We start from the raw sequence: 24157 nt of genomic DNA, 5'->3' as shown, positions 1-24157 counted from the left end.
TATTTACATAGCATAGAAGAATTCTTCTTTAATGATCTTTCCGTTGTGAACAGTGTAAAGACCCACTTCGTTCATCTTCATGCGTTTTTGCGTTTTTTTATCAGTCGCATCGATTTTGAAATAAACCGCGAAACGGTCTCCGCAAGGGAACGGGCCATCCACCTCCATCGAATGAACATCCATGGTTTTGTCCCACTCTCGGTTTTTCTTGCGAATGGCTTCGATGCCATTCACACCCTCGGGCATTCCCGGCATTGATACCGCCTCATGGCTTTCGATTCTATCAGAATAAAGCTGATCTACAGCCCGCAGGTTCTCACCTTTTTTGCATAACTCCACCAGCTTTTGTCCCACTTTCAGGGCTTCCGATTGTGTCTCCATCTTTCCTCCTTAAAGGTTGCTGGACTCAATACTGAACTGACGACCAGCCCAAGGGAATATGTTTGAATACAGCAGCAAGCTCAGTAAACGGGTTGCAACAGATTAGCCCGGCGGAACCGGTCCAGATAGCTGTGGCCTTGATATTTGCCAATCTCTCGAGCCCAGAACTCTCCATTTTTCTGTTTGCGGAATGTCGGATGACTGAGCTCAAGCATGTTCGCAATATTAGTGGTCAGCCAGATGTTTTCATCGCGTGTAAACTTGCGCAGATAAGACACCATCTCGCCTTTCTTTCCGGTCAGATCCTCGAAAAGACTGAGAAGATCTTTGGCTTGCGCTTCCAACGTATAGAGCTTGCCGAATGTCGTCACCTCGCGATCCATAGCCTTCAGAAGTTTTTGCGCTTTCTGACTGATGCTCTCACGCGGATCGCTGCCGACAGAGTCGTCGCCGTAACGAGCGCCAGGAACAAGGTAATCCAGATTATTGATATTCGTGGCCGCCGTCAGAATATCGCGCAGAGCTGCTTTGGAGATTTGCCAGCGCATGGTCCCCACAAGTTCGGGATAGGCGTCCAGTTCTTCAGGCATCTGGAAGCGAATGTACCCGTCCAGCCCCGCCCGTTTGTTAAAGAACTTCTTAAAGGTCTTTTCAAATTCTTTGCGAGTGCAATAGTTGTCAAAAATGGATTGGGTCAGCGTCACTTCGATTTCAGAAAAACGCTTTGCCTTATCATCCACGACAGCCTCCAGAACCGTACCAATCTGTATGCCTTCGCCCCAGAAGCTGGTAACGACATCTGTCGCTGGTTTAAAGAATCCAATATCAAGCTTATCGTCCCACAGACGACTTAGCGCCCGATCATAAGATCGTGACTTATGCCCCAGCACCAGTTTCTTTCCATCCACCAAAAGATCACTGACTCCCGTATTTGAAGATCGCTTCCAGACCATAAAGGCCAAGTTGAAACTTTTGGTTTTCGCTGACTCAATCCACTCATGGGGTTTGACCACCTTGGCAAGGGATGTAAAATCCGTGTCCACCAAAGCGGCTTCCACGGCATCCTGCAACTGGAGCTGTTTTTCTAATGACTCATTCAGCAAATCCACCCGGTACATGCGATAGACCTTCTTCGTTCGCTCGGCCCGCACATTGGCGGCCAAACGAAGATAGGTTCGTATATCAATGCCGCTGTACGCAGAAGCCACGTCCACATGATCCGTGCTGATTTCAAAAAGCGTCGGATGAGGTTTGGAATAATACACTGTTTTAACTGAGGCATACCCCAGACCAATCAAGGCCGCTTCGATCTGCACGTCCTCAATTACTTTCAACTTGGTCTTGCCGACCGAAGCACCAAAGGAATGGCTGACTCGCAGTTGTTCGCCGATAGCCAAAGATCTTCGAATCTCGCGAATACTAAATGGATTCAGCAGACTAAAGAAGCGACTGGTGCCGACTTCCTTCATTGTGGAAACACTGTGAAGGTATTCGAAAGTGTAGGTGTAGTAAAGCCCCACTGGCGCTGTGATTCGATCGTTAAAGATACCTACTGGCAGACTGATACTCAGCTTGTCGTTCAAAAGATACCGCTTCTGGCCGGGCCCCAGCTCGGGATTCACGCTCACGCCCCTGGAAGCCTCAAAGCCAATTCCGCCATCCAAAGTCCCGTTACCCAAATCAACGATGAAGTCCGCCTTGCCATAGTTTGCTGGATTAAACAGCGACAAAAATTTATTTTGAAGAGCATTAATAGTAAGAACTATCGCCCCTTGAAAAGGAGTAAAACGATTTCCCAAAATCGGTAACGTGTTGCCGGGATACTCTTGCGCGCCTTCTTTCAGAAAGCCGTGCTCGTTGATGTATTCTGGATAAGCCGACGCCAGGTCCTGCTTTGACTGCACCGGATGAATCTTAAAACCCTCTTTGAGCAAGTCAAAGTCCACCATCATCTTATTCAGACGAGACTTGAACTTTTCTGCATACAATCTTTGTGCGGGCGCGGGGAATCCCGAAGTTTGCATGATCCCGTCAATTTGATCCGTGCGAATCTGCGCCATACGACGGGCCAGCCACTTCACATCACTGTAAGTGGTGTCCTTCCAGGTTCGCGAATTAAAGACCGAGAACCAGAACAGACGAACCTCTCCGTTGTTTCTTTTTGTGAACTCCCACGTGAACTCATTCACGGCCCCCACATTTCCAAGCATCGCTGGCAACCCCAGGGCCGAGCTGGTGTCGGACAGGAAAAAGATCGGAAGCCAGCCTCGCTGCTCGTCGCGAACGGCGTCCACACGGGCTTGGTATTCAAACTGATCTTGCAACGAGATCAAAGCATTATAAAGAACCATGGCCCGGTACTCGCGGCGGTTGCGCAAACCATTGTCCCCCATACGGAACGGACCCATGCGACGATAGTCGTCCTTGTCTGGATAAGCTTCCAAGGTCACGTTCTTCATGATGACGGCATTTTCGCCTGGAATTCGTTCCACATGAGTCATCGCCGAACCCATTTCCAGACCGTGCACACTGCGCCACTGAGTCAAGAACTCTTCAAACGAGGAATCCCCCAGTTCCAGCTTGATCGCCGGTCGAAATGCTGTGGGATTGGCAGGATATCCAACGATACGCGCCAGATGATTCACCACAGAGGCATTGTAGGCTTCAAAGCCCACACGCAAGGTGACGTCTTTCTTTTTAGGAAGGCCTTTTTTATTTAGCTCCTGATCGTCAAACCAGTGGGTTTTGAACTTGATCGTTCCATTCCCCATGCGCTCATAGCGAAAGACCGGAAGCGGATTATTCCTAGGAGGAAAGAACTTTCTTTTCCAATAGATTTCTAAATAAGGATCGTACGCGGCGATATCGTTGTCCGTCCAGATCGCCGAGGAGGGGGGATCCAGCTTTGAAAGATCATTCCCCGCTTGCTGATAGGCTCGCAGTTCTTTTTGATTTGCGAAGTGTCCGTTTAAAAGTAAATTGCTGGCTTGGGTTTTGGCCGAATCATCTATGGAAAACTCAAAGAAATTTTCTGCCAGATTTTTCACTCTCTCGACCAGAGATGTAAAGATCGTCATCGGATAAGGGGTGTAACCAGCGGCAATAAAAAGAAGAATCAGTTCGACTTTTTCATGGATTTCATTGGGGCTCATCCTCGAAGAGCGCGCCTGCAGATCCCGTGTGTGCTCTAGGGCAAAGATCAAAGGCGCAATGGTTTCGGACTCGCTGCTTTGGGCTTCTAGGCCCTCTTTCTCGGCCTTGTCGTTTTCATAGCCATGCACCAAAATCAAATTGGTCTTGCGGTTCATCTTGGCTGAATCCATCAAAAGGGACTTTTGAAACTCCAGAAACTGCACCAAAGATTCGAGCTTGCGCGGGGATAAGGCGCCGTCTGAATTGTAAAAGAATTTATTGCGATAAAGCTGCAGGGCCGGATCATGGCCTTTTTCAAGGACACCCTCTGACGGAGAGTACGGGCTTGTCGCCAGGACAGACAGGGGTACGGAAAGGACAAGGATTAAAAGGGACAAAAAGCGATTCATGACATTCACCTGCGAATTGTTAAAGGTCACTTTCTAGTGAATTCCACTGCCGAACGCCAGTTGCGAAGAGTTCAGGTCTGTTACTTATCAGAAAGGCAGGCCCTTCAAAGCCCTAACTGGACGAAGGATTGTTTGTAGAGCCTTATGGCAGTCGGAATGGGGACAAAACGCCCGTTTAGCCTTTAAGATAGACTTACGGAGATCCAACAGCATGAGCAAATCAGGTGCAACATCCAAAGCTTCCCGCAAGAACCAAACCACCATCCCCGCCCGCGTCCGCCAAGCCCTAGGAATCGCCAAAGGCGACACCTTGTTGTGGACCGTGAATGGGAACGAGGTCTCTATCCGCATCATCAACCGCAAACAGGTTGATTGGTCCAAAACCTCAGAATTGTCGCTATTGGAGTGGACCCAAGAAACTGAAAAAACCACAGAGCCCGAAGCCAGCGTTTAACCCCAGCTGCGATTTGCTGCTCTTGGGACGAAAACATCAAAGGCTGCATGCCCGGGGGCACACGTTCGCCAGTGCCCCATTTAGCTCTTCTTAAGATGACAACCACGACCTTTGCCGCTCTAATTTAGTCTTCACCAAGGAGCAGCAATGAACCCAGCCCGCGACAATGCCTTTCAAAAACTCATTCGATTCAGTGTGAAGCTCGTCAATGAATACCTGCCTGATCCCTTTATCTTCTGCGCGCTTTTGACTTTTATCGTATTTGCCGCGGCAATGCCCGTAACTGGCATGAGCTTCCTTGAAACTGTGAACGGTTGGTATGAAGGCTTCTGGGGCTTGTTGGGATTCTCGATGCAGATGGTCCTGGTGCTCGTGCTCGGCCATGCGTTGGCGAACTCGCGCCCCTGCTCCAGCTTGTTGTCATCTTTGGCCTCCCACCTGCGCACCCCTGGTCAGGCGATCGTTGTCGTTTCTTTGGTCTCGCTGCTGGGTTCCTGGTTCAACTGGGGTTTTGGCCTGGTGATCGGTGCTCTTTTTGCCAAAGAGATCGCGAAAAAAGTAAAAACTGTCGACTACCGCCTGCTGATCGCTTCTGCTTATTCCGGCTTTCTAATCTGGCACGGCGGTCTTTCCGGATCTATTCCTTTGACGATTGCCACGGACGGGAATCTGGCCAAGGCCTCTAACAATGTCGTCACCGGAATGATCCCGGTATCTGAAACCCTGTTTTCAACCTACAACCTGGCCATCGTGATAGTCCTTTTGGTGACAGTGCCCCTGCTGAACATGTTCATGCACCCACGTCCGGAAGAAACCGTGACTGTGGATCCGGCTTTGCTAAATGACGAAGTTTCAGACACGGAAAACGGCAACAGGACGTGGGCAGATCGCATTGAAAACAGCAGATGGGTTTCTTTGATCTTGTGCGCCCTTGCCAGCGTGTACATCGTAAACTATTTCTTCAAAAAAGGTTTGGATCTGAATCTGAACATTGTGAATTTCATATTCCTGTTCCTGGGCATTCTGTTGCACGGGACTCCACGTCGCTACATTCTGGCGATTCGTTCTGCCGTGATCAGCTCCAGCGGGATCATCCTGCAATTCCCGTTCTATGCGGGAATCATGGGTCTGATGGTGGCCAGCGGCAGCAGCGGTGTTTCGCTGGCCGGAGCCCTGTCCAATGTGTTTGTGAACATCTCCACCGTCACAACATTCCCGTTCTTTACCTTTATCAGCGCGGGTATTGTGAACTTCTTTGTGCCCTCCGGCGGTGGTCAGTGGGCCGTACAAGCTCCGATCATGCTGCCTGCGGCGCAAGAGCTGGGCGTGTCCGTAGCCAAGACCTCGATGGCGATTGCCTGGGGTGACGCATGGACAAACATGATCCAGCCCTTCTGGGCCTTGCCAGCCTTGGGAATCGCAGGCCTTGGCGCCCGCGACATCATGGGCTTTTGTTTGATCGTCCTTTTGTACTCAGGCCTTGTGATCTCGGCGGGATTCTTGTTCCTGTAATTACCTGAGTTTTCTGGTCATCAGTGCCAACTTCGTTGGCTCTGATAAAGGTGAAATTCCCGGCAGCATTTCGTTATGGCTATGACTTGGGTTCCGAAGGAAAAGTTATTGGGAACACGCAGCCCATTGAGTTCGTCGCCCAATAAAAGCTCTGCGGGTCTTGTTGTTGCGACACCCTTATTGGGTGACTTTGCAATCCACAGGAGCCATCCCAGGGTGGCCATCGACGACCAGCTTGAAGTTGCTTTTAGAGGTCACATCCACTTTGCCCAAACAGATGGGTTTATTGTCGGTGGAGATGATTTCGTATCTAAGAACAAGTTCGTTGGTATCCAACACCCCGTAGCTTTTCTCGAAGGCTTCACCGGGCGCCAAGATCTTGTCGTCCACAACACTGAGCGGAGCCCCTCCGCTCGTTCGAGTTAAAATCAAGTCAGCCATAAATCGCACGTCCGTTGAATTCACAACCTTTGCCGTCATCGCCTGCGCTGCGCCGCCAAGAATTAATACAAAAAACATAGTTAGTAGTTTCATGAGTGCCCCCATTTACATTTTTAACACTGGCAAACCGGCAGAGATATTGGAAATTGGAGACTAACGGATTTTTGCTTGGCAAAAATGGTAGGGGGCGAGGTTGTGCCCGCGCTAAAAAGTGCTAGTAGCACTTTTTAGTGTGGAGCATGCGTGAGGCTCTTGCGGCGAAGGCCGCAAATGCCGAACGCTTAGAAAGACGAGGCTCGATGCCTCGGCTTTCGCGTCCCGACAAAGCCAGCACCAAACTCATTTAAAAATCAAAACTATCGGCAATAAAGAAGAAACAGAGGGAATGGTAGGGGGCGAGGGACTTGAACCCCCGATCCCAGTGTTATGAGCACCGTGCTTTAACCAACTAAGCTAGCCCCCCACGATCTGGAATGGGAAAAGCCTATCAAACCTCCCCCACCTTGGCAAACGCACATCGCATTAGGCCTTAAACGAAAAAAGGCTCCCCGAAGGGAGCCTTTGAAATTTGCTGCTTCAGCTACGCCGCCCGGTGGGCGGCTGCGCTCTGCCCGCGTCCGCGGACTAGGAATCAACAAACGCTTTCAGTTTGTTGCTGCGAGACGGATGACGAAGCTTGCGCAACGCCTTCGCTTCGATCTGACGGATACGCTCACGAGTCACGTTGAAGTCCTGACCCACCTCTTCAAGAGTATGATCTGATTCTTCACCGATACCGAAACGCATACGAAGAACTTTTTCTTCTCTTGGAGTCAATGTCGAAAGCACACGGCGAGTTTGTTCAGCCAAGTTCAGGTTCACAATCGCTTCTGCAGGATTGATAACCTTTTTGTCTTCGATAAAGTCGCCCAAGTGCGAATCTTCTTCTTCACCCACTGGAGTTTCCAAAGAGATAGGCTCTTTCGCGATTTTCAGAACTTTACGAACCTTATCAACTGGCATGTCCATTTTATCTGCGATCTCTTCAGGGGTCGGCTCACGGCCAAGTTCCTGGATCAGATAACGAGATGTACGAACAAGTTTGTTGATGGTTTCGATCATGTGAACAGGGATACGGATCGTGCGCGCCTGATCGGCAATAGCACGAGTGATCGCCTGACGGATCCACCAAGTCGCATAAGTCGAGAATTTGTAACCACGACGGTATTCGAACTTATCAACGGCTTTCATCAAACCGATGTTACCTTCCTGGATCAGATCCAGGAATTGCAGACCGCGGTTGGTGTACTTCTTTGCGATGGATACAACCAGACGAAGATTGGCTTCAACCAACTCGGATTTCGCAGCATCGGCCTCACGCTCACCTTTCCAGATGGCTGTGTAGGTTTCTTTAACCCAGTTGTGATTCATTTCTGTTTCTGAATCCAAACGGCTGATACGCTTTTCTGCTTCCTGAGCCTGCAATACGTAGGATTTGAACTTCTGATAGTTCAAACCAGTATCGCGGGTCATACGGGTCAGTTCTTTTTCGTTCGCATCGATCAGTTTCATACGCTCTGCCATTGCAGCAACGTCTTTAGAGAACGTACGCTCCACACCGTCTTTGATACGACGACGAAGAGTTCCGATACGGCTCACCAAGTTTTTGAACTTGATCACGATACGGTTGATTGTCTTACGGTTGAAGTTCACGGACTCGAAGTTCGCCATCAACTTGTCGTTCATCACAACAAGTTCTTTCATGGCAGCCTGACGAGCCGGAGTGTTCGTCTCTTCTTTACGAAGAGTCAGGAACAGCTTTTCCGCCGCTTTTTGGTACTCAGTCACACGACCGATAAGCTCATGGATCTTATCGATGTATTCCTTTTCGTCGTATTGAGTGTCCTCGTCCTCAAGACCACGGAAGATCGATTTAACTTTGATACGGCCTTCATCAAGACGCTTACCAAGCTGGATGATCTCGTAGGTACCCAATGGGGACAAAAGGATCGCACGAACGATCTCGCGCTCCCCTTTTTCAATACGACGAGCAATTTCCACTTCCCCTTCACGAGTCAGTAGGGAAACGCTACCCATTTTGCGCAGGTAAAGGCGTACAGGGTCGTTCCCCTTAACGTCTTCACTTTCCGCTTTTTCTTCATCATCAATTTCTTCGTCTTCAGAATCGACGTTTTCAAGGAAGGCGCCTTCGCCTTCTTCCTCTTTCGAACTTTCAGACAAGTCTGAAATAACTACACCACCGCCCTCAAGGCCATGCATGAACATGTCCAGGACAGACGGAGCGATAATTTCAGGGGGAAGGAGCTCATTGATCTCTTCGATCGTGAGTGCACCCTTCTCCTTTGCAAGCTTCAGGAATCTCTGGATTTCTTCTTTAATCAGAGCTTCCTGTTCCTGCAAAGAAAGCACCTTTACAGGTTCTTTCTCTTGTTTATTTGGTAGGTTCGGTTTCATCAATACCCCGCCTTTTACCCTTTATTCAGAGAGATTCGGTTTCTCTGAATATTCATAATCTGTTCCAACTTTTCCGAACTAGGTTCGTTTTTAAGATCTCGTGCCAGGCGCTTTGCTTGATCGCGCAGGAAATTTTCTTTTACGCGCTTAAAGCAATCGCGCAGGAGTTTCAATTCTGCCTCTTCGTCGTACCCTGGATCGCCCTCATTCGCTGGGCTCACTTGGAATAAATATTCAGGCTGATCGACGTAAGAGACAAGGAGACTGGTCAATTTATCAAACTTACTAAGATCTTGTCTATACACATCCGTGGCTTTTTCGAGGATCTTTTTCACTCCTTCATGGGCCGTGCTCTCGAGGAGATTTTCACTCACAAACGACTCGAAATTGGCACGACTTTTGAGTACCAATCCCAACAGCATCAGCTCCGCTTTAGAGGCTCCCTGAAGGCTGATTTTACCTCCATCCACTGACTGGGACACCTCGGAAGAGGCTTTTGGGTTAGCTGCGCCCGCAGAAGGGTTTGGCTGCACCGTCCTAGTCATTCCCGGGCGACTTTGTGAATTTACAGGGCCACTGCCCTGTATTCCCACAGCCTGACGCAGCCAAGGAAGGCCTACGCCCATTTTCTGAGCGGCCTCTGCCAAGTACAAATCCCGCAAACGAAGGTCAGGAATGGACTCAAACAATGGCTTTAACTTATCGGCCAATTTTACTTTTTCCGAAGCCTCGCCACGGTATCCTTCCATCCAACGCGACAGAATCATCACAAATAGATCCGGAGCGCGATCCAGCTCGATTTTCAGAGCTTCAGATCCGTATTTTTTCACATAATCGTCAGGATCCATGCCATTCGGCAATGTGAGGCCTTTTGGATATAAATCCGCCGCCAGCAAAATCGGCAAACTGCGCTCGGCCGCTTCCATTCCCGCAGGATCCCCGTCAAACAGGGCAACCACGTTCTTGGTCATACGCTTTAGCATCTTGCCATGATCCGGCGTCAAAGCCGTACCCATCGTGGCAACCACGTTACGAATGTCAGCCTGATACAAGGACACGAGATCCATGTACCCTTCCACGATCAATGCCATGTCTTCACTGCGAATGTAACGCGCAGTTTGCGACAGACCGTACAACACGCGGCCTTTAACGAACACCGGCGTTTCCGGAGAGTTCAAATACTTCGGCTCGTTTTCTTTTTTCTCTAAATAACGTCCACCGAATGCAATGGGTTCCCCCATCGCAGAGAAAATCGGGAACATCAAACGATCACGGAAAATATCAAAATGCCCGGACTTGTTGTTGCGAGCCTTCACCAGACGCGCTTCTTCCGCCAGGGCCATCGGAACATTTTTGCTCAGTAGGTATTGTTCCAACCCGTCCCACTCAGGCTGGGCATAACCCACACCGAAAGCCTCAATCACTTCTTGAGACAAACCACGACTGGCAATGTACTTTTTCACCGGGTGATCATGGGGAACGCGTTTAAGTTGCTCTGAAAAATAATCAGCCGCGAGCTTATTTACTTTTAACAACAACTTCTTTTTGTCGTGTGCCTGGTCTCGTTGTGCATCTTCTTTTTCCGGCGCTGGCATCGGGATACTTGCGCGGTCCGCAAGGTATTCCACGGCCTCGGGGAAACTCATCCCCTGATAGTCACGCAAAAACGAAAACAGGTTGCCACTCTTGTGACAACCGAAACAGTGATAGACCTGTTTGGTTTCAGAAACGGAGAACGACGCCGTTTTTTCGGCGTGATCAGGAAACGGACAGCGGCCCATAAGGCCGCTACCACTAGGTTTCAACTGAGTATATTGAGAGATGATGTCAACGAGGTTGTTACCCTCTTGCACCTTCTCGATAAAGTCTTGAGAAAATCGCATGCCTCTCCAACAAATTAAGAAAGCTTAGATTTAATAACTTCGCTCACTACTTTGTTGTCTGCGGCGCCGCCGGATTTCGCGATGACTTCTTTCATCACTGGACCCATGTCCTTCACGGTTTTAGCACCCAATGCTGCAATGACTTCAGTAACGAGAGCTTCGATTTGTTCACGGCCCATTTGTGCTGGAAGATAAACTTCCAGAACTTTCAGTTCCGCTGTTTCCTGATCAACCAGATCCGTACGGCCTGCGGCCTGAAACTGCTCGATGGATTCTTTACGTTGCTTAACAAGCTTTTTTACCACATTCATCACTTCGTCTGGAGTGATAGGATCTGGTCTCATATCGATTTCGCGATTTTTGATCGCAGCCTGGAGCATACGAAGAGCTCCCAACTTTGCTGATTCTTTTGCGATCATTGCAGCTTTAACATCTGCAGCGATTTTATCTCTGAGTTCCATAGCGCCTCCAAAGGGACTTAAGAAGAGATTCGGTCATAAAACAGAGGCGACCAGTGGTCGCCTCTTGAAAAAACAAACTTTCAAAAAGGGAACTAGTCGTTCCAACCTTTTCTAGATTTTTTTACAGCGCGCTTACGAGCCGCGAGAGACTTCTTTTTAAGTCTTACAGAAGGCTTTTCAAAGTTTTCGCGTTTTTTAACTTCAGAAAGAATACCTGCTTTTTCGCAAGACTTTTTGAATTTTCTGAACGCAGATTCAAAAGACTCACCGTCTTTGATCTTAACCATTGCCACGACAATCACCTTCCTTCCCGTGTGGAATTATGAATTTGAGAGAAAGAGTGTATAACAAAGCAGCACAAAAGGGGCAAGTCTCGGGGTCCTGACGCAGAGAATTATTCACGCCTTTGCACAATTTGATTGAAACACCCCCAAAGGAATGCGGAAATTGCAACAGAGGGGACCCTATGAAATTACTTATCTATTTGATATCACTAATATTCGTCGGAACTAGTCACGCCCACGCCTGGGAGGACTTTTACATCCTAAAACCCGGACAACTGCGCTTTGAACGCGCCCCCTCCCAAAAATTCTCCCACTTTTCCCAGTCTGACTGCCGCTCTCGCATCCAGCAAATCACCTGCATCGTGAATCCCTCTCAGAATCCTCAGGAATCCCGCCAGTGTCAGGCCGACAGCCCTGCTGCCGCTCCGACCCTGGAAAAAATCTACGATATTCTGCCGCCGAAACTGCAAAAGGTCTTCTGCGGGTTGGATGTGATTTACATCGAAAACGAACTGGAGTCTTTGGCCTATGCCGGAGTCATCCAAGCCGATGCCCAAGGAAATGTGCGGGGGTCTTTCATGGGAATTCGCCGCTCTCTCATTGAGCAAAACTATGACGCCACTTCCGTCTTTGGCTGGAAAGAACAAAAAGCCTTCGGCATCAAGGCACCTCCATTCGTTCACCTGCCAGAAGGGCCTCGCGTGGATGTCACCCTGCCGATTTCACTCTCTGCACTTCACTATATTATCGTGCATGAATTTGCGCATATTCTGGATTTCTCAAACTCGGCCAATCATTTTATCTGCCCGGAAGGCGTCACTTGCGACCTCTCTGATTGGAACCCGGAAGAATTCAAAAAGCTGGTTCCAAAAGAAGGTTCTTGGGGCGCACTGAGCTGGGAAAGCCCCCTGGCTCCCCTCCCGGAACAAAAATTTCCGCTGTGGAGCAAGCTTTGTTTTTATGGCTGCTCGGAACGACTGGGCCTGGAGGATATTGAGGCCTTCTATCACCAGCTGCATCCTACAAATTTCGTATCCACTTACGCTGCGGTCAGCCCTTTTGAAGACTTTGCCGAAAGTCTGACCTTTGCTGTGATGGCCGAACACAGCGACTTCCAGTATCAGATCCAAACCCCCTATGCGTCCTATTCCCTTGAAACCAAATGGCGGGAGATCGGGCCTAAAAAAATCTGGATGCAGGACTTCCTGAACCGCGATCTGAAATACCCAAGCCCGATGAAATAGTTTACAAAAAGGAGAACGACTTAACAGGAGTTCTCTTTTTTTATGACCGAAATGCTTGCGAACCCACAAATCTGGATCGCCTTCTTCACCCTTTTTGCCCTGGAACTTGTTCTGGGTATCGACAACGTCATCTTTATCTCCATTCTGGCTGGCAAGCTCCCCCAAGAGCAGCAAAACAAAGCCCGCATGGTGGGGTTGGGACTGGCGGTTATCACTCGTGTGATTCTGCTCTTCTCCCTGTCCTGGATCATCGGACTTACCGAGCCCATGTTTGAGGTTTTCGGTCAGGAAATTTCCGGACGCGATCTCATCTTGTTGCTAGGCGGTCTGTTCCTGATCGTGAAAAGCACCATGGAAATTAATCACAAACTCGAAGGCGCCGAAGGCAGCCAATCCAATGCTGTCGCTCACTCCTTTAGTGCTGTGATTGTGCAGATTCTGCTTTTGGACGTCGTGTTCTCCCTGGATTCTGTCATCACTGCCGTGGGTATGGTAAATGAAATTGCTGTGATGGTGGCCGCCGTCATCTTGTCAGCGGCCGTTATGATCGTCTCAGCTAAAACCATCAGCAACTTTGTGGACTCACACCCTTCCTTGAAGATCCTGGCCTTGAGCTTCCTTCTGATGATCGGCTTTACTTTGATCGTTGAAGCTCTGGAAGTTCATATCCCGAAAGGATATGTTTACTTCGCGATGGCCTTCTCTGTCGGCGTGGAGATGCTTAACATTCGTATGCGTCGCAAGAAACCAAAAGAACCCGTCAAACTGCGCGAAAGAATTGCCGAGGAAGCATAGTGAACTCAGCCCACCACGAAAAATGGATGAAAAAGGCTTTGCAACTGGCCCGCAAAGCCGCCTCACGGGATGAAGTTCCCGTTGCCGCCATTGTCGTGGGACCTGAAGGTTTGATCTCTTACGCCATCAACACGCGCGAACGCCAGCAGACCCCACTGGGACATGCTGAAATTCTGGCTCTGCACAAAGCCTCACAAAAACGCGGAAGTTGGCGACTGAGTGATTGTACTTTGTATGTCACTCTTGAACCTTGCATCATGTGCGCAGGGGCCCTTCAACAGTCCCGCATTGCACGCGTGGTTTACGGCGCCACCGACCCCAAAGCGGGTGGCGTTGACAGCCTCTATCAAATCTTGAATGACTCCCGCCTGAATCATCAGGTGGAGGTCACTGGCGGCATTCTGGAAAATGAATGCAGCGATCTGCTGCAAAGCTTTTTTAAAGACCGTCGCGACGAAAAGAAGATCGACAAGACCCAGAAAATTTACCGCGAAAGATCTTCTGCGGTGGTTCTGCACAAGAATCAAGTTCTTGGTTTTCATGCCGTTGATCCCACCTCGGAAGTTCCTTATTTCTTCCTTCCTGGTGGAGCGATTGAAGAAGGCGAAACGCCTGCCGCATCGGCAGCGCGCGAATGCCTGGAAGAAACCGGCTATCGTGTGCGCATCCTGGAAGAAACAGCTTTTGAAAGAAAGTACGACTTCCCCTGGGATGGAAAAGTTCACGCCTGCAAAACCACCTTCTTCGTGGGTGTTCTGGATCAGGAGTGGGTTGCCCCCACACAAGTTGAGGATGCCTCTTATCATCGGGGTGTGGAGTGGATTGACGAAAAGACCGCTTCACAGGTCTTTTCCTACAACAAAGACATCCTTTGGGCTGTGCAAAAACTTCTGAAAACCGCCAAAAAGAAAAATCAATCCCGACGATAACCCCTCGAAACCAGAATTAAATTTACAGGGCGCAGGCCCCCTGTTAGAAGTCTGATCCAATGACTACTACAAAATTTACTGATCTTCCCCTAATTGCCCCTCTTCAATTTTCTTTAAAAGAAGCAGGTTACGAAACCCCAACTCCGATTCAGTTGGCGGCTATTCCTGTTATTCTTGAAGGGCACGATCTGCTGGGGATCGCCCAAACCGGCACAGGCAAGACGGCCGCGTTTTCACTGCCGATTTTGCAAAACCTTTCCAAGTATACACGCAAGATTGAACCCAAGTCTCCGCGCTGCCTGATTCTGACACCCACTCGCGAGCTGGCGATTCAGATTCATGAAAACATCGAGGCCTACAGCAAGCATCTGAAAATGAAGCACGCTGTGATCTTTGGTGGTGTCGGACAAAGCCCGCAAGTGCGCGCCCTGCAGGGTGGCGTGGATATTCTGGTGGCAACCCCAGGTCGTCTGATGGATCTGCACGAGCAAAAACATCTGAAGCTGGATCGTGTGGAAATCTTTGTCCTGGATGAAGCTGACCGCATGCTGGACATGGGCTTCATGCAGGATATTAAAAAAATCCTTCCTCTGCTGCCACAGAAACGTCACAACCTTTTCTTCTCTGCGACGATGCCGCATGAAATTCAGACCTTGGCCAATCGTATTCTGGTGAATCCCAGAAAAGTGGAAGTGACTCCGGTTTCCTCAACCGCAGAAAAAGTCGAGCAGCGTGTGATGTTCGTGGAAAAACCTCAAAAGCTGGATCTGTTGCTGCATCTTTTGAAAGATCCAGCACTCTACAAAGTTCTGGTGTTCTCTGCGATGAAGTTTGGCGCCAATAAAGTTGTGGATAAACTGACTAAGGCTGGCGTCACAGCGGCCGGAATTCACGGCGACAAATCTCAAAACGCACGCCAAAGAGCTTTAGAGGATTTTAAAAACGGAGATGTGCGTGTCCTGGTCGCTACGGATATCGCTGCCCGCGGAATCGACATCGACGGCATCACTCACGTTATCAATATGGAGTTGCCACACATTCCTGAAAGCTATGTGCATCGTATCGGCAGAACGGCCCGCGCTGGCGCCGAGGGTATTTCCATTTCCTTCTGTACCGCAGAAGAAAAGTCCTTCCTGTTCGCGATTGAAAAAACAACCCGCACTAAAGTCACCGTAGTGGAAGATCAGCCTTTCCATTCTGATGACGCCGCCAATGCTGCCGTTATGACGGTTGGAAAAGCCAAAGCGATTTTGGAAGGTCAGCGTTTGCAAAACAAGGCAAAACACAGACCTTCCGGTGGGAACAAACGCCCTGTTGCCAAAGGCGAAGGCCCTCGCGTAAAATCGACTCCATGGCACAAAAGGAAGCGATCCAAAAATTAGACGATGTATTGAAACAATGGACCAGCACCCCGATGGGACGAAGAACTTTCTTGGCTTCGCTCCCACTTCTGATGGCGGCCTGTGCAACTGAACAGCACCGCCAACGTGAAGGAAATCTGCGCGGGGACGAAACCTCTTTGACCGTGGCTGATGAAAAGCGCATGACTTCGGAAGTTCTTCCGCAAATGCGCAAAGACTATCCCGCCATTCAAAACCCCCAACTTCAATCTTATATCAGCCAGCTGGGTCGCAGGATCGTGACAGCCAATCAGCTTGAAGGCCAACCCTACAACTACAACTTCACAGCTGTGGATGTGGGCTACGTGAATGCCTTTGCATTGCCGGCAGGAACTGTCTTTGTCACAGCTCCTCTGATTGCCATGGCTGATTCCGAGGCGGAATTAGCTGGGGTGATCGGCCATGAAGTCGGCCACATTAAAGCTCGTCATACAGCCATTCGCATGGATGCCGCTAAAAAAGCCGAAGGCAAATCCTGGATGTACGCGGCGGGCGGCGGCCTGCTGGGCGGTGCTTTGGGATATGGCCTGGGCAAAATGCTGTGCAAGCAGGGCGATGATGAATGTATGCAGAAAGCCACCTTGTATGGAGCTGCTGCCGGAGCTGGCGGTGGTTTGCTGATTCAAAAATATGCTTTCATGGCCAATTCACGTGAAGATGAAATGGAAGCAGATCGTATCGGCTTCAGAACTTCCGTGGCTGCCGGATATGACAAAGACAAAGTCGGCCTTTTCTATGACAAACTTCTAAAAATGGAAGAGCAGAACAAAGGGCAACAAAACGCCATGATGACTTCACTGGCGGACGCGATGAGCACCCATCCACCAAGTCGTGAACGTGTGACTCAGATGAATCAAATGGCTTCCGAGCAAACCCGCAACCCACGCGCTATCACATCGACCAAGGAATTTGATCGTATGAAAGCCCTGTGCACCGAGCTTGCCAAAAAGAAGCAGCAAAAAAGTTAAAGATCGTAAGATTTTTCGACCGGTTTCTGGAGACCTCGGCAGGCCTCCAGGAACTTTTTCACCAAAGGCTCTGACGACAAGAAGCGAGCCTCATCATCAATATGAAATTCTGGATGCCACTGCACTCCTACAAAGAACCCATCTTCCGTTGAACTGAAAGCTTCGACCAGGCCATCTGGAGAACGCGCTTCCACACGCAATCCGTGCCCCAGCTTTTTCACCCCTTGGTGATGAATAGAGACGATTTCTCCGCCGGACGAATACATATTTTGCAACATTCCACCCGGCTCAATATCCACGGTGTGAGTCAGCTTTTCATAAAGCTCAGATTTGAAATGCGACAGATTGCTGGGAAGCTGAGTCGGCAGATCTTGGAATAAAGTGCCACCTTTAAAGACGTTCATCAGCTGGAAGCCCCTGCAGATTCCCAGCACCGGCTTATTGCGGGTCACAAAGGCTTTTAGAAGTTTCAACTCATAGCGATCACGAATGGGATCAATCTGATGCTTCGCCATGATTTCGATAGGTTCTTCCCCGTAAACAGTCGGAGAAATATCCACCCCGCCCTGCAAGACCAAGCCATCCAGTATTTCCGCATACTGATGCACATTCAGATCATCTTTTTCCAAAAGACCGGAGGATTCCAAAGAGGGAACCATAAAGACAAGGCCGCCATGCTTGGCAATCAAGTGCGCCAAGCTTTGTTCCAGATACTGAATGGTTTTGCTTTTAATTTCAAAACCATCAGGCGTCTTGTGCAAAAGACGAGGAGAAAGACCAATGAGTAAAGGTTTTACTGCGTCCACACTCTAAGTGTGGACCCAAAAAGAATTGAAGTCGATAGACTTTGTCCGATCGCAGACATTTTACGACCTCAGGCCATGCTCTATTCTTGAGCTTCCAAACGGTAACCTAGAGACGGCACTGCCACGATTCGGCCATTAAACTTTTGAATTTTTCGTTTCAAATAGTTGATTTGAGAGTCCACGTTACGAGATGTCACTTCTGTATCTCCCCAGATTTCAGAAAGACATTTTTCACGAGTGACAAGATTGTTTTTGCCAGCCACCAACAGCTTCAGAATATCGAATTGCTTCGGCGTCAGATTCACTTCAGCACCGTCAACAAAGACCTGGCGGGAAAGAAGGTTCATCTTCAGGTTCGCCGCATTCAATTCAGAGGCAGTCTCTGTCTCTTTCTCAGAAAGACGAGCTTTAATTCGCAAAATCAGTTCTTTGACATGGAAAGGCTTGGAAATGAAGTCATCCGCACCTGTTTCAAAAGCCTTGATACGTTCATCAATGGTCGCCGCACCAGATACAAAGATGATCGGTGTGTTTTTTGTAGAGTCGCTTTCGCGCACCATACGGCACACATCAACACCCATCACACCCGGCATTTTATAATCCAGCAGAATCAGGTCAGGACGCTTTTCATTGATCAAACGAAACGCAGAAGTGCTGTCCGAAGTGTAGGAACATTCGTAGGTGGAGCTGAGAATCTCTGCGAGAAGCTTACAGCTCTCTTCATAGTCATCTACAATTACGATTTTTTTTGCGCCCAAGTCCGTTCCCCTTAAAGGAGTGGAGGTTGTAAACATGTTCATATTTGAAGCATCCCCCGTTCAGGTGAAAAGTGCAAGCGGCTCAGGGTCCAGTTTTACATTCCCTTAAATTTGATGCGCTTACTCTCTAGGATTTTCTTCAATTGATCACGTTTGTCACCCTGAATTTCGATCATCCCGGATTTCTCGCCCAGGATGTGGGTTCCACCAACTCCGCATTTGGCCTTTAGTTCTTTTGCCAAGGTCTTTAGATAGGTCTCATTTCTGGGAAATCCATCCAACACCGTGACAATCTTACCGCCCCGCCCGCTTTTTTCCATACGAAAAATCACAGTAAATTGACCATCCTGCACAGCTTCTTCAGGCTGGCAGCGGCATTCAGCCTTCAACTCTTTGCAATCGGGACAAATGACATTGTCCCGGGGATCAGTACTAAAAACTAAGCGAGTATTTTTCACGAACCTGAGCTCTCTTGATTGGATGGATTAGGGCTGGGCTCCTCACCCAACTTATGCTGAGTGTACTCTTTTCCGTCGAATCTAAAAAGCTGCGGAGTTTCATCCATCACTGTCGCGATGTTCACCGGTCTTTTCCAGAGTTTGAAAACGTTTTTCAGCGTCTCGCTCATAAAGTCCGGCTGCATATCAATGCCTTCGTGCAAATGAGTTAGAAGTAACTCGCCCCTATTTTCAAAGTTCGCATCTTCAATGCGAATAATCGGCTGGCCAAAGTTGGTCATGTGGAACAACAACTGAGCCTTGATCGCCTTAAAGTCTTTGGTATCCACCTCAAACTTCTGGGTCTTCTTATTAAATTTATAGACAAACATTTTGTTACGAACGCAGAAGTCCTCAGTTAGGAACTGATCAATGAAGGTCACATCATTGCAGACCTTACGAACCTCAAAGATTTTTTCACGCCCCAGGCCCAACTTGCGATCCCAGTGCTTTCTTTCGCGCACATCGTCGCACTCTTCCCATTCGCGGCCGAACTGACCCTTGTTCCAACGGTCTTCAATATCGCGCATTAGTTCGATGCCGACCTTGTAGGGATTGTATCCGTTCGGGGCCATCGCCATCGTTCCGGCATGGTGATCCGCAAAGTCGATGATCTCGGAATCATCCAAAATCTTGGTCGTCATCAGCTTGGAGTGCCAGTACGAAGCCCAGCCTTCATTCATCGTCTTCGTCATGCCCTGCGGAGAGAAGTAGTAAGCTTCATCTCGAATGATCGACAATACGTCCTGCTGCCAGTCTGTCAGCGGCGCATGGTGAATAAAGAAGTTCAAAACGTCTTTTTCAGGCTCGCTAGGGAATCTTTGCGCTTTGGCCTGAGCCTCCTGATCGGCTTTACGACGTTGTTCCTCCACAAAGGACGGCGGATTGATATAGTCGCGCATGTAGGAGCGGTCCACTCTTAACAGATAATTTGTTTCCTGCTGTGGGCGCGACTCTTGCGGCTTAACCACAGACTTTTCCACATATGGACTGTAGCGGTCGATCAGATTTTCCAAAGACAAACAGACGTCGATGAAGTTTTCCACCACATCCTGCCCATGGCGATCCATATAACGACGGATGCGGGTGGCATGATTGGCCATCTGATCCATCATTTTACGGTTTGTTTTTGAAAACCAGATATTGTTCTTAAAGAAATCACAGTGCCCGTAAACGTGCGCCATCACCAGCTTCTGGTCCATCATGGCGTTACCTTCCATCAGATACGCGTAGCACGGGTCGGTGTTAATCACCATTTCATAGATCTTGGAAAGGCCGTATTCATAGCTCTTGGAAAGATGCTCGTACTCCATCCCGAACTTCCAATGCGGGTAGCGCACCGGGAATCCACCGTAAGCGGCGAACTGATTGATCTGATCGTAGGTGATCAGCTCAAAGATCGTCTCAAAGAAATCAAGGCCCGCGTCTTTCGCGATCTGGCAGATTCTTTTTCTTTCGGCTTCAAGTTCGGGTGTCAGATTAGCCATTAGCGCCCCTTGCCAAGGAAGTCTTTGATTGAATCCAGGATCTTGTCGCGGTTTTCGATCTGACTTAGCGTCAGTCGTTCGTCCTCGCCAAATTCCTTTTGCAGGTCTTTTAAGAACTGCCCGCTGCCGTATTTGCTTTCCACCTGGCCATAACTGAAAACGTTACAGTTCGGCAGGAAGAATTCCTGCAGCATCTTAACACATAGACGCGTATCCTCGCCCGACCAGTTATCGCCATCTGAAAAATGGAACGGATAAATGTTCCATTCATTCGTGGGATAGTCCGTCTGGATGATTTCCTGACAAAGCTTATAGGCTGAACTGATCAGGGTTCCACCCGATTCACTCGTTCTAAAGAAGGTGTCTTCGTCCACCTCTTTGGCAGCAGCATCGTGAATAATAAAGCGTGTTTCCAGACCCTTATAGTGCTTGCGCAACCACGTGTTGATCCAGAAGCTTTCCAGACGAACGATTTCTTTTTGTTCGTCACCCATACTTCCCGAGACGTCCATCATATAGATGACCACCGCCTGAGTTTGGGGCTTTTCCACACGCTTAAAGGACTTGTATTGCATGTCCCGGCGAATTGGCAGAACCAACGGCTCTTCAGCATCATAAGTTCCGGAACCTACCATACGCTTCAAAGCTCTTTTATAAGAAGACTTGAAGTGACGAAGACCTTCCGGCCCCACCGGAGCCAAGCCTGTGAACTTGGTTTTTAAGGAATCGATATTTTTGGAACCCTTGGGCTGAATCAAAGGAAGTTCCAGCTTTTCACCCAGAATGTTGGCAAGCTCTTCCATCGACATCTCGACTTCGACAAGATGTTCTCCTGGAGCTTCGCCAGCTTGTCCCTGTCCGCCTTCACCCGGGTCTCCGACATCCTGACCAGGCTGTCCTTCCCCTTGGCCGACCCCACCTTGTTGTTTGGGGCCGTAACGGAAATTGGGAATATCGATACGAGGAAGCGGAATCTTTACGAATTCATCTTCACGCTTCCCGATCATCTCACCCTGAGAGACATACTTGCGCAGGTCCTCTTTAACCTTGCCCTTAACGATCTCTCTAAATCTATTATGGTCTTCACGTATCGACATTATTTATTCTTTACGTCCCCTCGGGCGAAGATACTTGCCACGTAATGCAATACATCCGTCGCAGAGATCTCATCGTAACCGAAGTCCTTGATGAGACGGGTTTTAACGATATCAATCTTCTCTTGAGTGTCTTTGTCAGCGACGTTGCTCACCAAAGTGGTCAACTTGATGCTGTCTTTCTGATCCTCAAAGAGTTTCAACTCGATGGCTTTATGCAGGCGTTCGTTCATCTTGTAATTGAACTTCTTGCCTTCCAAAGCCAGGGCCCCGATATAGTTCATGATCTCGCGACGGAAATCATCCTTACGGGACTCTGGAATCTCGATTTTCTCCTCGATGGATCTCATCAGACGCTCATCGGGTTCCTCGTCATTTCCAGTGAACTGATTGCGAACTCGTTCTCTTTGCGTATAGGCTTTGACGTTATCAATATAATTAGCACACAGGCGCTGCATAGCACTTTCATCGGCGCTGATGGCTCTTTGCACCTCAGCTTTGATGATTTCCTCGTACTCCTGCATAACCACGCCCAGAAGCTCTTTGAATTCGGTCTTTAGCTCTTCGTTGGCAATCAACGAGTGACTCTTAAGACCGGACTCCAGCTCCTTAAACACCATGAACGGATTCACAGATCCTTTGTTGGACTGCTGTGCCGCCACCAGGGCGTTGGAAAGTTTATCCTGGATATAACGAGCAGAAATACCTTCAAGACCCTCGCGCTGAGTTTCTTTACGAAGCTCACGCACGTTGTCTTCAGTATAGTTAGGCAATGTTTTGCCGTTATACAGTTTCAGTTTTTGCAAACGAGTCAAATTGGCCTTCTTCGGTTTTTCCAGACGAGTCAGAATCGCCCACATCGCGGCCATTTCAACCGTGTGCGGAGCAATACTGATTCCACGCACTTTCTGGGAATTGAAATCACGTTTATAGATGTTTATTTCATCTCTCCAGCGAGTGATGTACGGAATGTCGATCTTCACGGTACGGTCACGAAGAGCTTCCATGAATTCGTTGTCTTGCAAACGACGGTACTCCGGTTCATTCGTGTGACCGATGATCACTTCATCGATATGGGTCTGTGCAAATTTCTTCGGTTTCACGCGGTGCTCTTGCGAAGCACCCAACAGATCGTACAAGAAGGCCACATCCAGCTTCAGAACCTCGACGAATTCAATCATACCGCGGTTGGCAACGTTGAACTCCCCGTCAAAGTTGAACGCACGAGGGTCGGAATCCGATCCGTATTCAGCAATCTTACGGTAGTTGATGTCACCAGTAAGCTCTGTGGAGTCCTGATTCTTTTCGTCTTTAGGTTGGAAGGTGCCAATACCCACACGGTCCGCTTCAGAGATGAACAGGCGTTTCACACGCACGTGCGACAGAACCTGCATCAGGTTGCCGTCATACTTTTCCATCAAAGCTTTAAAGATAAAGCGTGAAGGCGGACTGAGTTCTCCATCCACATGCACCCGGAAGCTGCCTTCCTGGCCTTTGTTGATGGAATCATATACAGAGCCACGCAATTCTTCCGGAATCAAAAGCAGAGGTTCTTCATTCATTGGCGAATGGAAGACCTTTACACCTTTTCCTAACAAACCATCCAGCTCGAGTTTTTCATCAATCCACTCGAAGGTGTACACGGCACCTTGCTTCGTGTGCGAGTAGCGCTCAAGGCCTTTTTTCAGCATGCGGCAGATTGTGGACTTCGCACTTCCCACCGGGCCGTGCAACAGAATCACACGCTTCTCGGTTCCGTAACCAAGAGCCGCCGCCTTCAGAACATTCACCAATTTCATCAACTGCACATCAAGACCGAAGACCGCGTCTTTGCCGTTGTTGTGAACGTCGTCGAAGAACTTGTAGCGAATGACTTCTTTTTTGAAATCGATATAGTTTTCAGTGCCTTCCTCAACGATCATGTCATACATGCGCTGATAGGCATTTCGCGTAATTTTGGGATTTTGTTTTACCAGGTCGAGATATTCCTCGAAGGTGCCACTCCAATGCTCTTTGGCATGAGTGCTTGAGTTTTGCCAGTTGGCGACCAGTGAATGCAGATCAAACTTAGAGGCCATATTCTCTCCCCAAGGTGATTGGTGACACACCTACTCTGTTAGAGTATGCCTCATTACTAGACGGTTAACGAGTTTTTTAATTTAGTTGTATTGCTTTGAACCCTTGAGGTTGTCTCAAGGTGAAAAGGTCCGATTTGAACTGGACCTCAGTCCTGGGCGCAGAGAAAAGCCACTGCATTTCAAATTGCGGTGCCGTAATCACAACCTTCTTTTGTCCTTCTTTTCGATCTAACCACTCGACACGGGTTTTCTTTGCCAGATTCTCACATTGATAAATCAAACCCGCAGGGTCCAATCCACATTTCCATCCGGGACCGCGCACAGGTTCGTCAAATGCGATATTTGTCAGATTCATAGGATGCAAAGGCATGCCCACCACATTCAGGAAAGCACGTTCGGAATTGCGGCCATAGTAAAAGGCCTTCTGAGGATAAACAGCATAAGAGATCTCAGACGGACTCATCACGAGGCTGGCAACCTGAAATCCCAGCAGCGCTGTGATTTCAAAACGTGCTCTTTCGTTCTTAATCGCAAAGATATCTATATTCAGAGACTGGGTTTTGTTTTCTTTCTGATTTTTGATCAACGCCTTGGTTTCCCACTGCGCTTTCTGGAAAGAACCCTCCTTCACCGTCTTTGTGACACAGCCGGAAAGGAAAAGGGTTAATACGATCATGAAAAAAGCATTG

At 48.8% G+C, this 24157-nt stretch carries 21 protein-coding genes and 1 tRNA gene; 7 read left to right on the top strand and 15 right to left on the bottom strand.

The genetic code is table 11. The features are described from left to right. Positions 1-3: 3 nt before the first annotated feature. A complete protein-coding gene (locus ACES2G_RS01060) occupies positions 4-381 on the bottom strand; it encodes a SnoaL-like domain-containing protein (protein ID WP_374001050.1) in 378 nt (125 codons plus the stop codon). An 80-nt stretch (positions 382-461) separates the two neighbouring features. Continuing rightward, positions 462-3923, bottom strand: coding sequence for a hypothetical protein (locus ACES2G_RS01055; RefSeq protein WP_374001049.1), 3462 nt, complete (start codon positions 3921-3923; stop codon positions 462-464). 211 nt (positions 3924-4134) lie between these two features. On the opposite strand from ACES2G_RS01055, the gene ACES2G_RS01050 reads away from it, so the two are divergent. Beyond that, positions 4135-4377 carry an AbrB/MazE/SpoVT family DNA-binding domain-containing protein gene (locus tag ACES2G_RS01050; RefSeq protein ID WP_374001048.1) on the top strand — a complete coding sequence of 81 codons (243 nt, stop codon included), beginning with the start codon at positions 4135-4137 and terminating at the stop codon, positions 4375-4377. Positions 4378-4524: 147 nt separating this feature from the next. Beyond that, positions 4525-5889, top strand: a complete 1365-nt coding sequence (locus ACES2G_RS01045) for a short-chain fatty acid transporter (RefSeq protein WP_374001047.1) — start codon at positions 4525-4527, stop codon at positions 5887-5889. A 177-nt stretch (positions 5890-6066) separates the two neighbouring features. Here ACES2G_RS01045 and ACES2G_RS01040 read toward each other — a convergent pair whose 3' ends face one another. The 6 genes from ACES2G_RS01040 to rpsU all read right to left on the bottom strand — a co-directional run bounded on the left by ACES2G_RS01040 (position 6067) and on the right by rpsU (position 11415). Next, positions 6067-6423: a hypothetical protein gene (locus tag ACES2G_RS01040; protein WP_374001045.1), complete on the bottom strand. Its 357-nt coding sequence runs from the start codon at positions 6421-6423 to the stop codon at positions 6067-6069. A 293-nt stretch (positions 6424-6716) separates the two neighbouring features. Further along, a tRNA-Met gene (locus tag ACES2G_RS01035) sits at positions 6717-6793 on the bottom strand. Positions 6794-6954: 161 nt separating this feature from the next. After that, positions 6955-8784, bottom strand: a complete 1830-nt coding sequence (gene rpoD, locus ACES2G_RS01030) for an RNA polymerase sigma factor RpoD (protein WP_374001044.1) — start codon at positions 8782-8784, stop codon at positions 6955-6957. 14 nt (positions 8785-8798) lie between these two features. Then, positions 8799-10667, bottom strand: coding sequence for a DNA primase (gene dnaG / locus ACES2G_RS01025; RefSeq protein ID WP_374001043.1), 1869 nt, complete (start codon positions 10665-10667; stop codon positions 8799-8801). A gap of 14 nt (positions 10668-10681) precedes the next feature. Next, positions 10682-11128, bottom strand: a complete 447-nt coding sequence (locus tag ACES2G_RS01020) for a GatB/YqeY domain-containing protein (protein ID WP_374001042.1) — start codon at positions 11126-11128, stop codon at positions 10682-10684. Between the two features lie 92 nt (positions 11129-11220). Next, positions 11221-11415 carry a 30S ribosomal protein S21 gene (gene rpsU / locus ACES2G_RS01015; RefSeq protein ID WP_374001877.1) on the bottom strand — a complete coding sequence of 65 codons (195 nt, stop codon included), beginning with the start codon at positions 11413-11415 and terminating at the stop codon, positions 11221-11223. A 179-nt stretch (positions 11416-11594) separates the two neighbouring features. Here rpsU and ACES2G_RS01010 point away from each other — a divergent pair, with 179 nt between their 5' ends. From ACES2G_RS01010 to ACES2G_RS00990, 5 genes are read left to right on the top strand one after another with little or no spacing between them, the layout of a single operon-like run. Then, complete coding sequence (locus ACES2G_RS01010) at positions 11595-12656, top strand: hypothetical protein (RefSeq protein WP_347358047.1); 1062 nt, start codon at positions 11595-11597, stop codon at positions 12654-12656. A 42-nt stretch (positions 12657-12698) separates the two neighbouring features. After that, entirely contained in the window at positions 12699-13451 is a 753-nt protein-coding gene (locus ACES2G_RS01005; protein ID WP_347358046.1) for a TerC family protein, read from the top strand. Continuing rightward, the gene (gene tadA, locus ACES2G_RS01000) at positions 13451-14380 is read left to right on the top strand and encodes a tRNA adenosine(34) deaminase TadA (protein WP_374001041.1); all 930 of its coding nucleotides are present in this window, start codon (positions 13451-13453) and stop codon (positions 14378-14380) included. The genes ACES2G_RS01005 and tadA overlap by 1 nt, the downstream gene beginning before the upstream one ends. Before the next feature lie 59 nt (positions 14381-14439). Beyond that, positions 14440-15762: a DEAD/DEAH box helicase gene (locus tag ACES2G_RS00995; RefSeq protein WP_347358044.1), complete on the top strand. Its 1323-nt coding sequence runs from the start codon at positions 14440-14442 to the stop codon at positions 15760-15762. Further along, the gene (locus tag ACES2G_RS00990) at positions 15732-16748 is read left to right on the top strand and encodes a M48 family metalloprotease (RefSeq protein WP_347358043.1); all 1017 of its coding nucleotides are present in this window, start codon (positions 15732-15734) and stop codon (positions 16746-16748) included. Before ACES2G_RS00995 ends, ACES2G_RS00990 begins: the two co-directional genes overlap by 31 nt. Here the strand turns inward: ACES2G_RS00990 and ACES2G_RS00985 are convergent. The 7 genes from ACES2G_RS00985 to ACES2G_RS00955 all read right to left on the bottom strand — a co-directional run bounded on the left by ACES2G_RS00985 (position 16745) and on the right by ACES2G_RS00955 (position 24144). Then, on the bottom strand, positions 16745-17554 hold the full coding sequence (locus ACES2G_RS00985; protein ID WP_347358042.1) for a gamma-glutamyl-gamma-aminobutyrate hydrolase family protein: 810 nt from the start codon (positions 17552-17554) through the stop codon (positions 16745-16747). The two genes, ACES2G_RS00990 and ACES2G_RS00985, sit on opposite strands and share 4 nt — an antisense overlap. An 80-nt stretch (positions 17555-17634) precedes the next feature. Then, the gene (locus tag ACES2G_RS00980) at positions 17635-18354 is read right to left on the bottom strand and encodes a response regulator transcription factor (RefSeq protein WP_374001040.1); all 720 of its coding nucleotides are present in this window, start codon (positions 18352-18354) and stop codon (positions 17635-17637) included. Positions 18355-18407: 53 nt separating this feature from the next. Beyond that, positions 18408-18770, bottom strand: a complete 363-nt coding sequence (locus ACES2G_RS00975; protein ID WP_347358040.1) for a translation initiation factor — start codon at positions 18768-18770, stop codon at positions 18408-18410. Next, positions 18767-20296 carry a SpoVR family protein gene (locus tag ACES2G_RS00970; RefSeq protein WP_347358039.1) on the bottom strand — a complete coding sequence of 510 codons (1530 nt, stop codon included), beginning with the start codon at positions 20294-20296 and terminating at the stop codon, positions 18767-18769. The genes ACES2G_RS00975 and ACES2G_RS00970 overlap by 4 nt, the downstream gene beginning before the upstream one ends. After that, positions 20296-21393, bottom strand: a complete 1098-nt coding sequence (locus ACES2G_RS00965) for a DUF444 family protein (RefSeq protein ID WP_347358038.1) — start codon at positions 21391-21393, stop codon at positions 20296-20298. The genes ACES2G_RS00970 and ACES2G_RS00965 overlap by 1 nt, the downstream gene beginning before the upstream one ends. Then, positions 21393-23468: a serine protein kinase gene (locus ACES2G_RS00960; protein ID WP_347358037.1), complete on the bottom strand. Its 2076-nt coding sequence runs from the start codon at positions 23466-23468 to the stop codon at positions 21393-21395. The genes ACES2G_RS00965 and ACES2G_RS00960 overlap by 1 nt, the downstream gene beginning before the upstream one ends. Positions 23469-23544: 76 nt before the next feature. Next, positions 23545-24144 (bottom strand): hypothetical protein, encoded by a 600-nt coding sequence (locus tag ACES2G_RS00955; protein ID WP_374001038.1) that lies wholly within the window; start codon positions 24142-24144, stop codon positions 23545-23547. Between the last annotated feature and the right edge of the window lie 13 nt (positions 24145-24157).

Source organism: Bdellovibrio bacteriovorus, assembly GCF_041888015.1.
Taxonomy (GTDB): domain Bacteria; phylum Bdellovibrionota; class Bdellovibrionia; order Bdellovibrionales; family Bdellovibrionaceae; genus Bdellovibrio.
The sequence above is the reverse complement of the archived record's forward strand: the minus strand, read 5'-3'. Positions and strand labels throughout refer to the sequence as shown.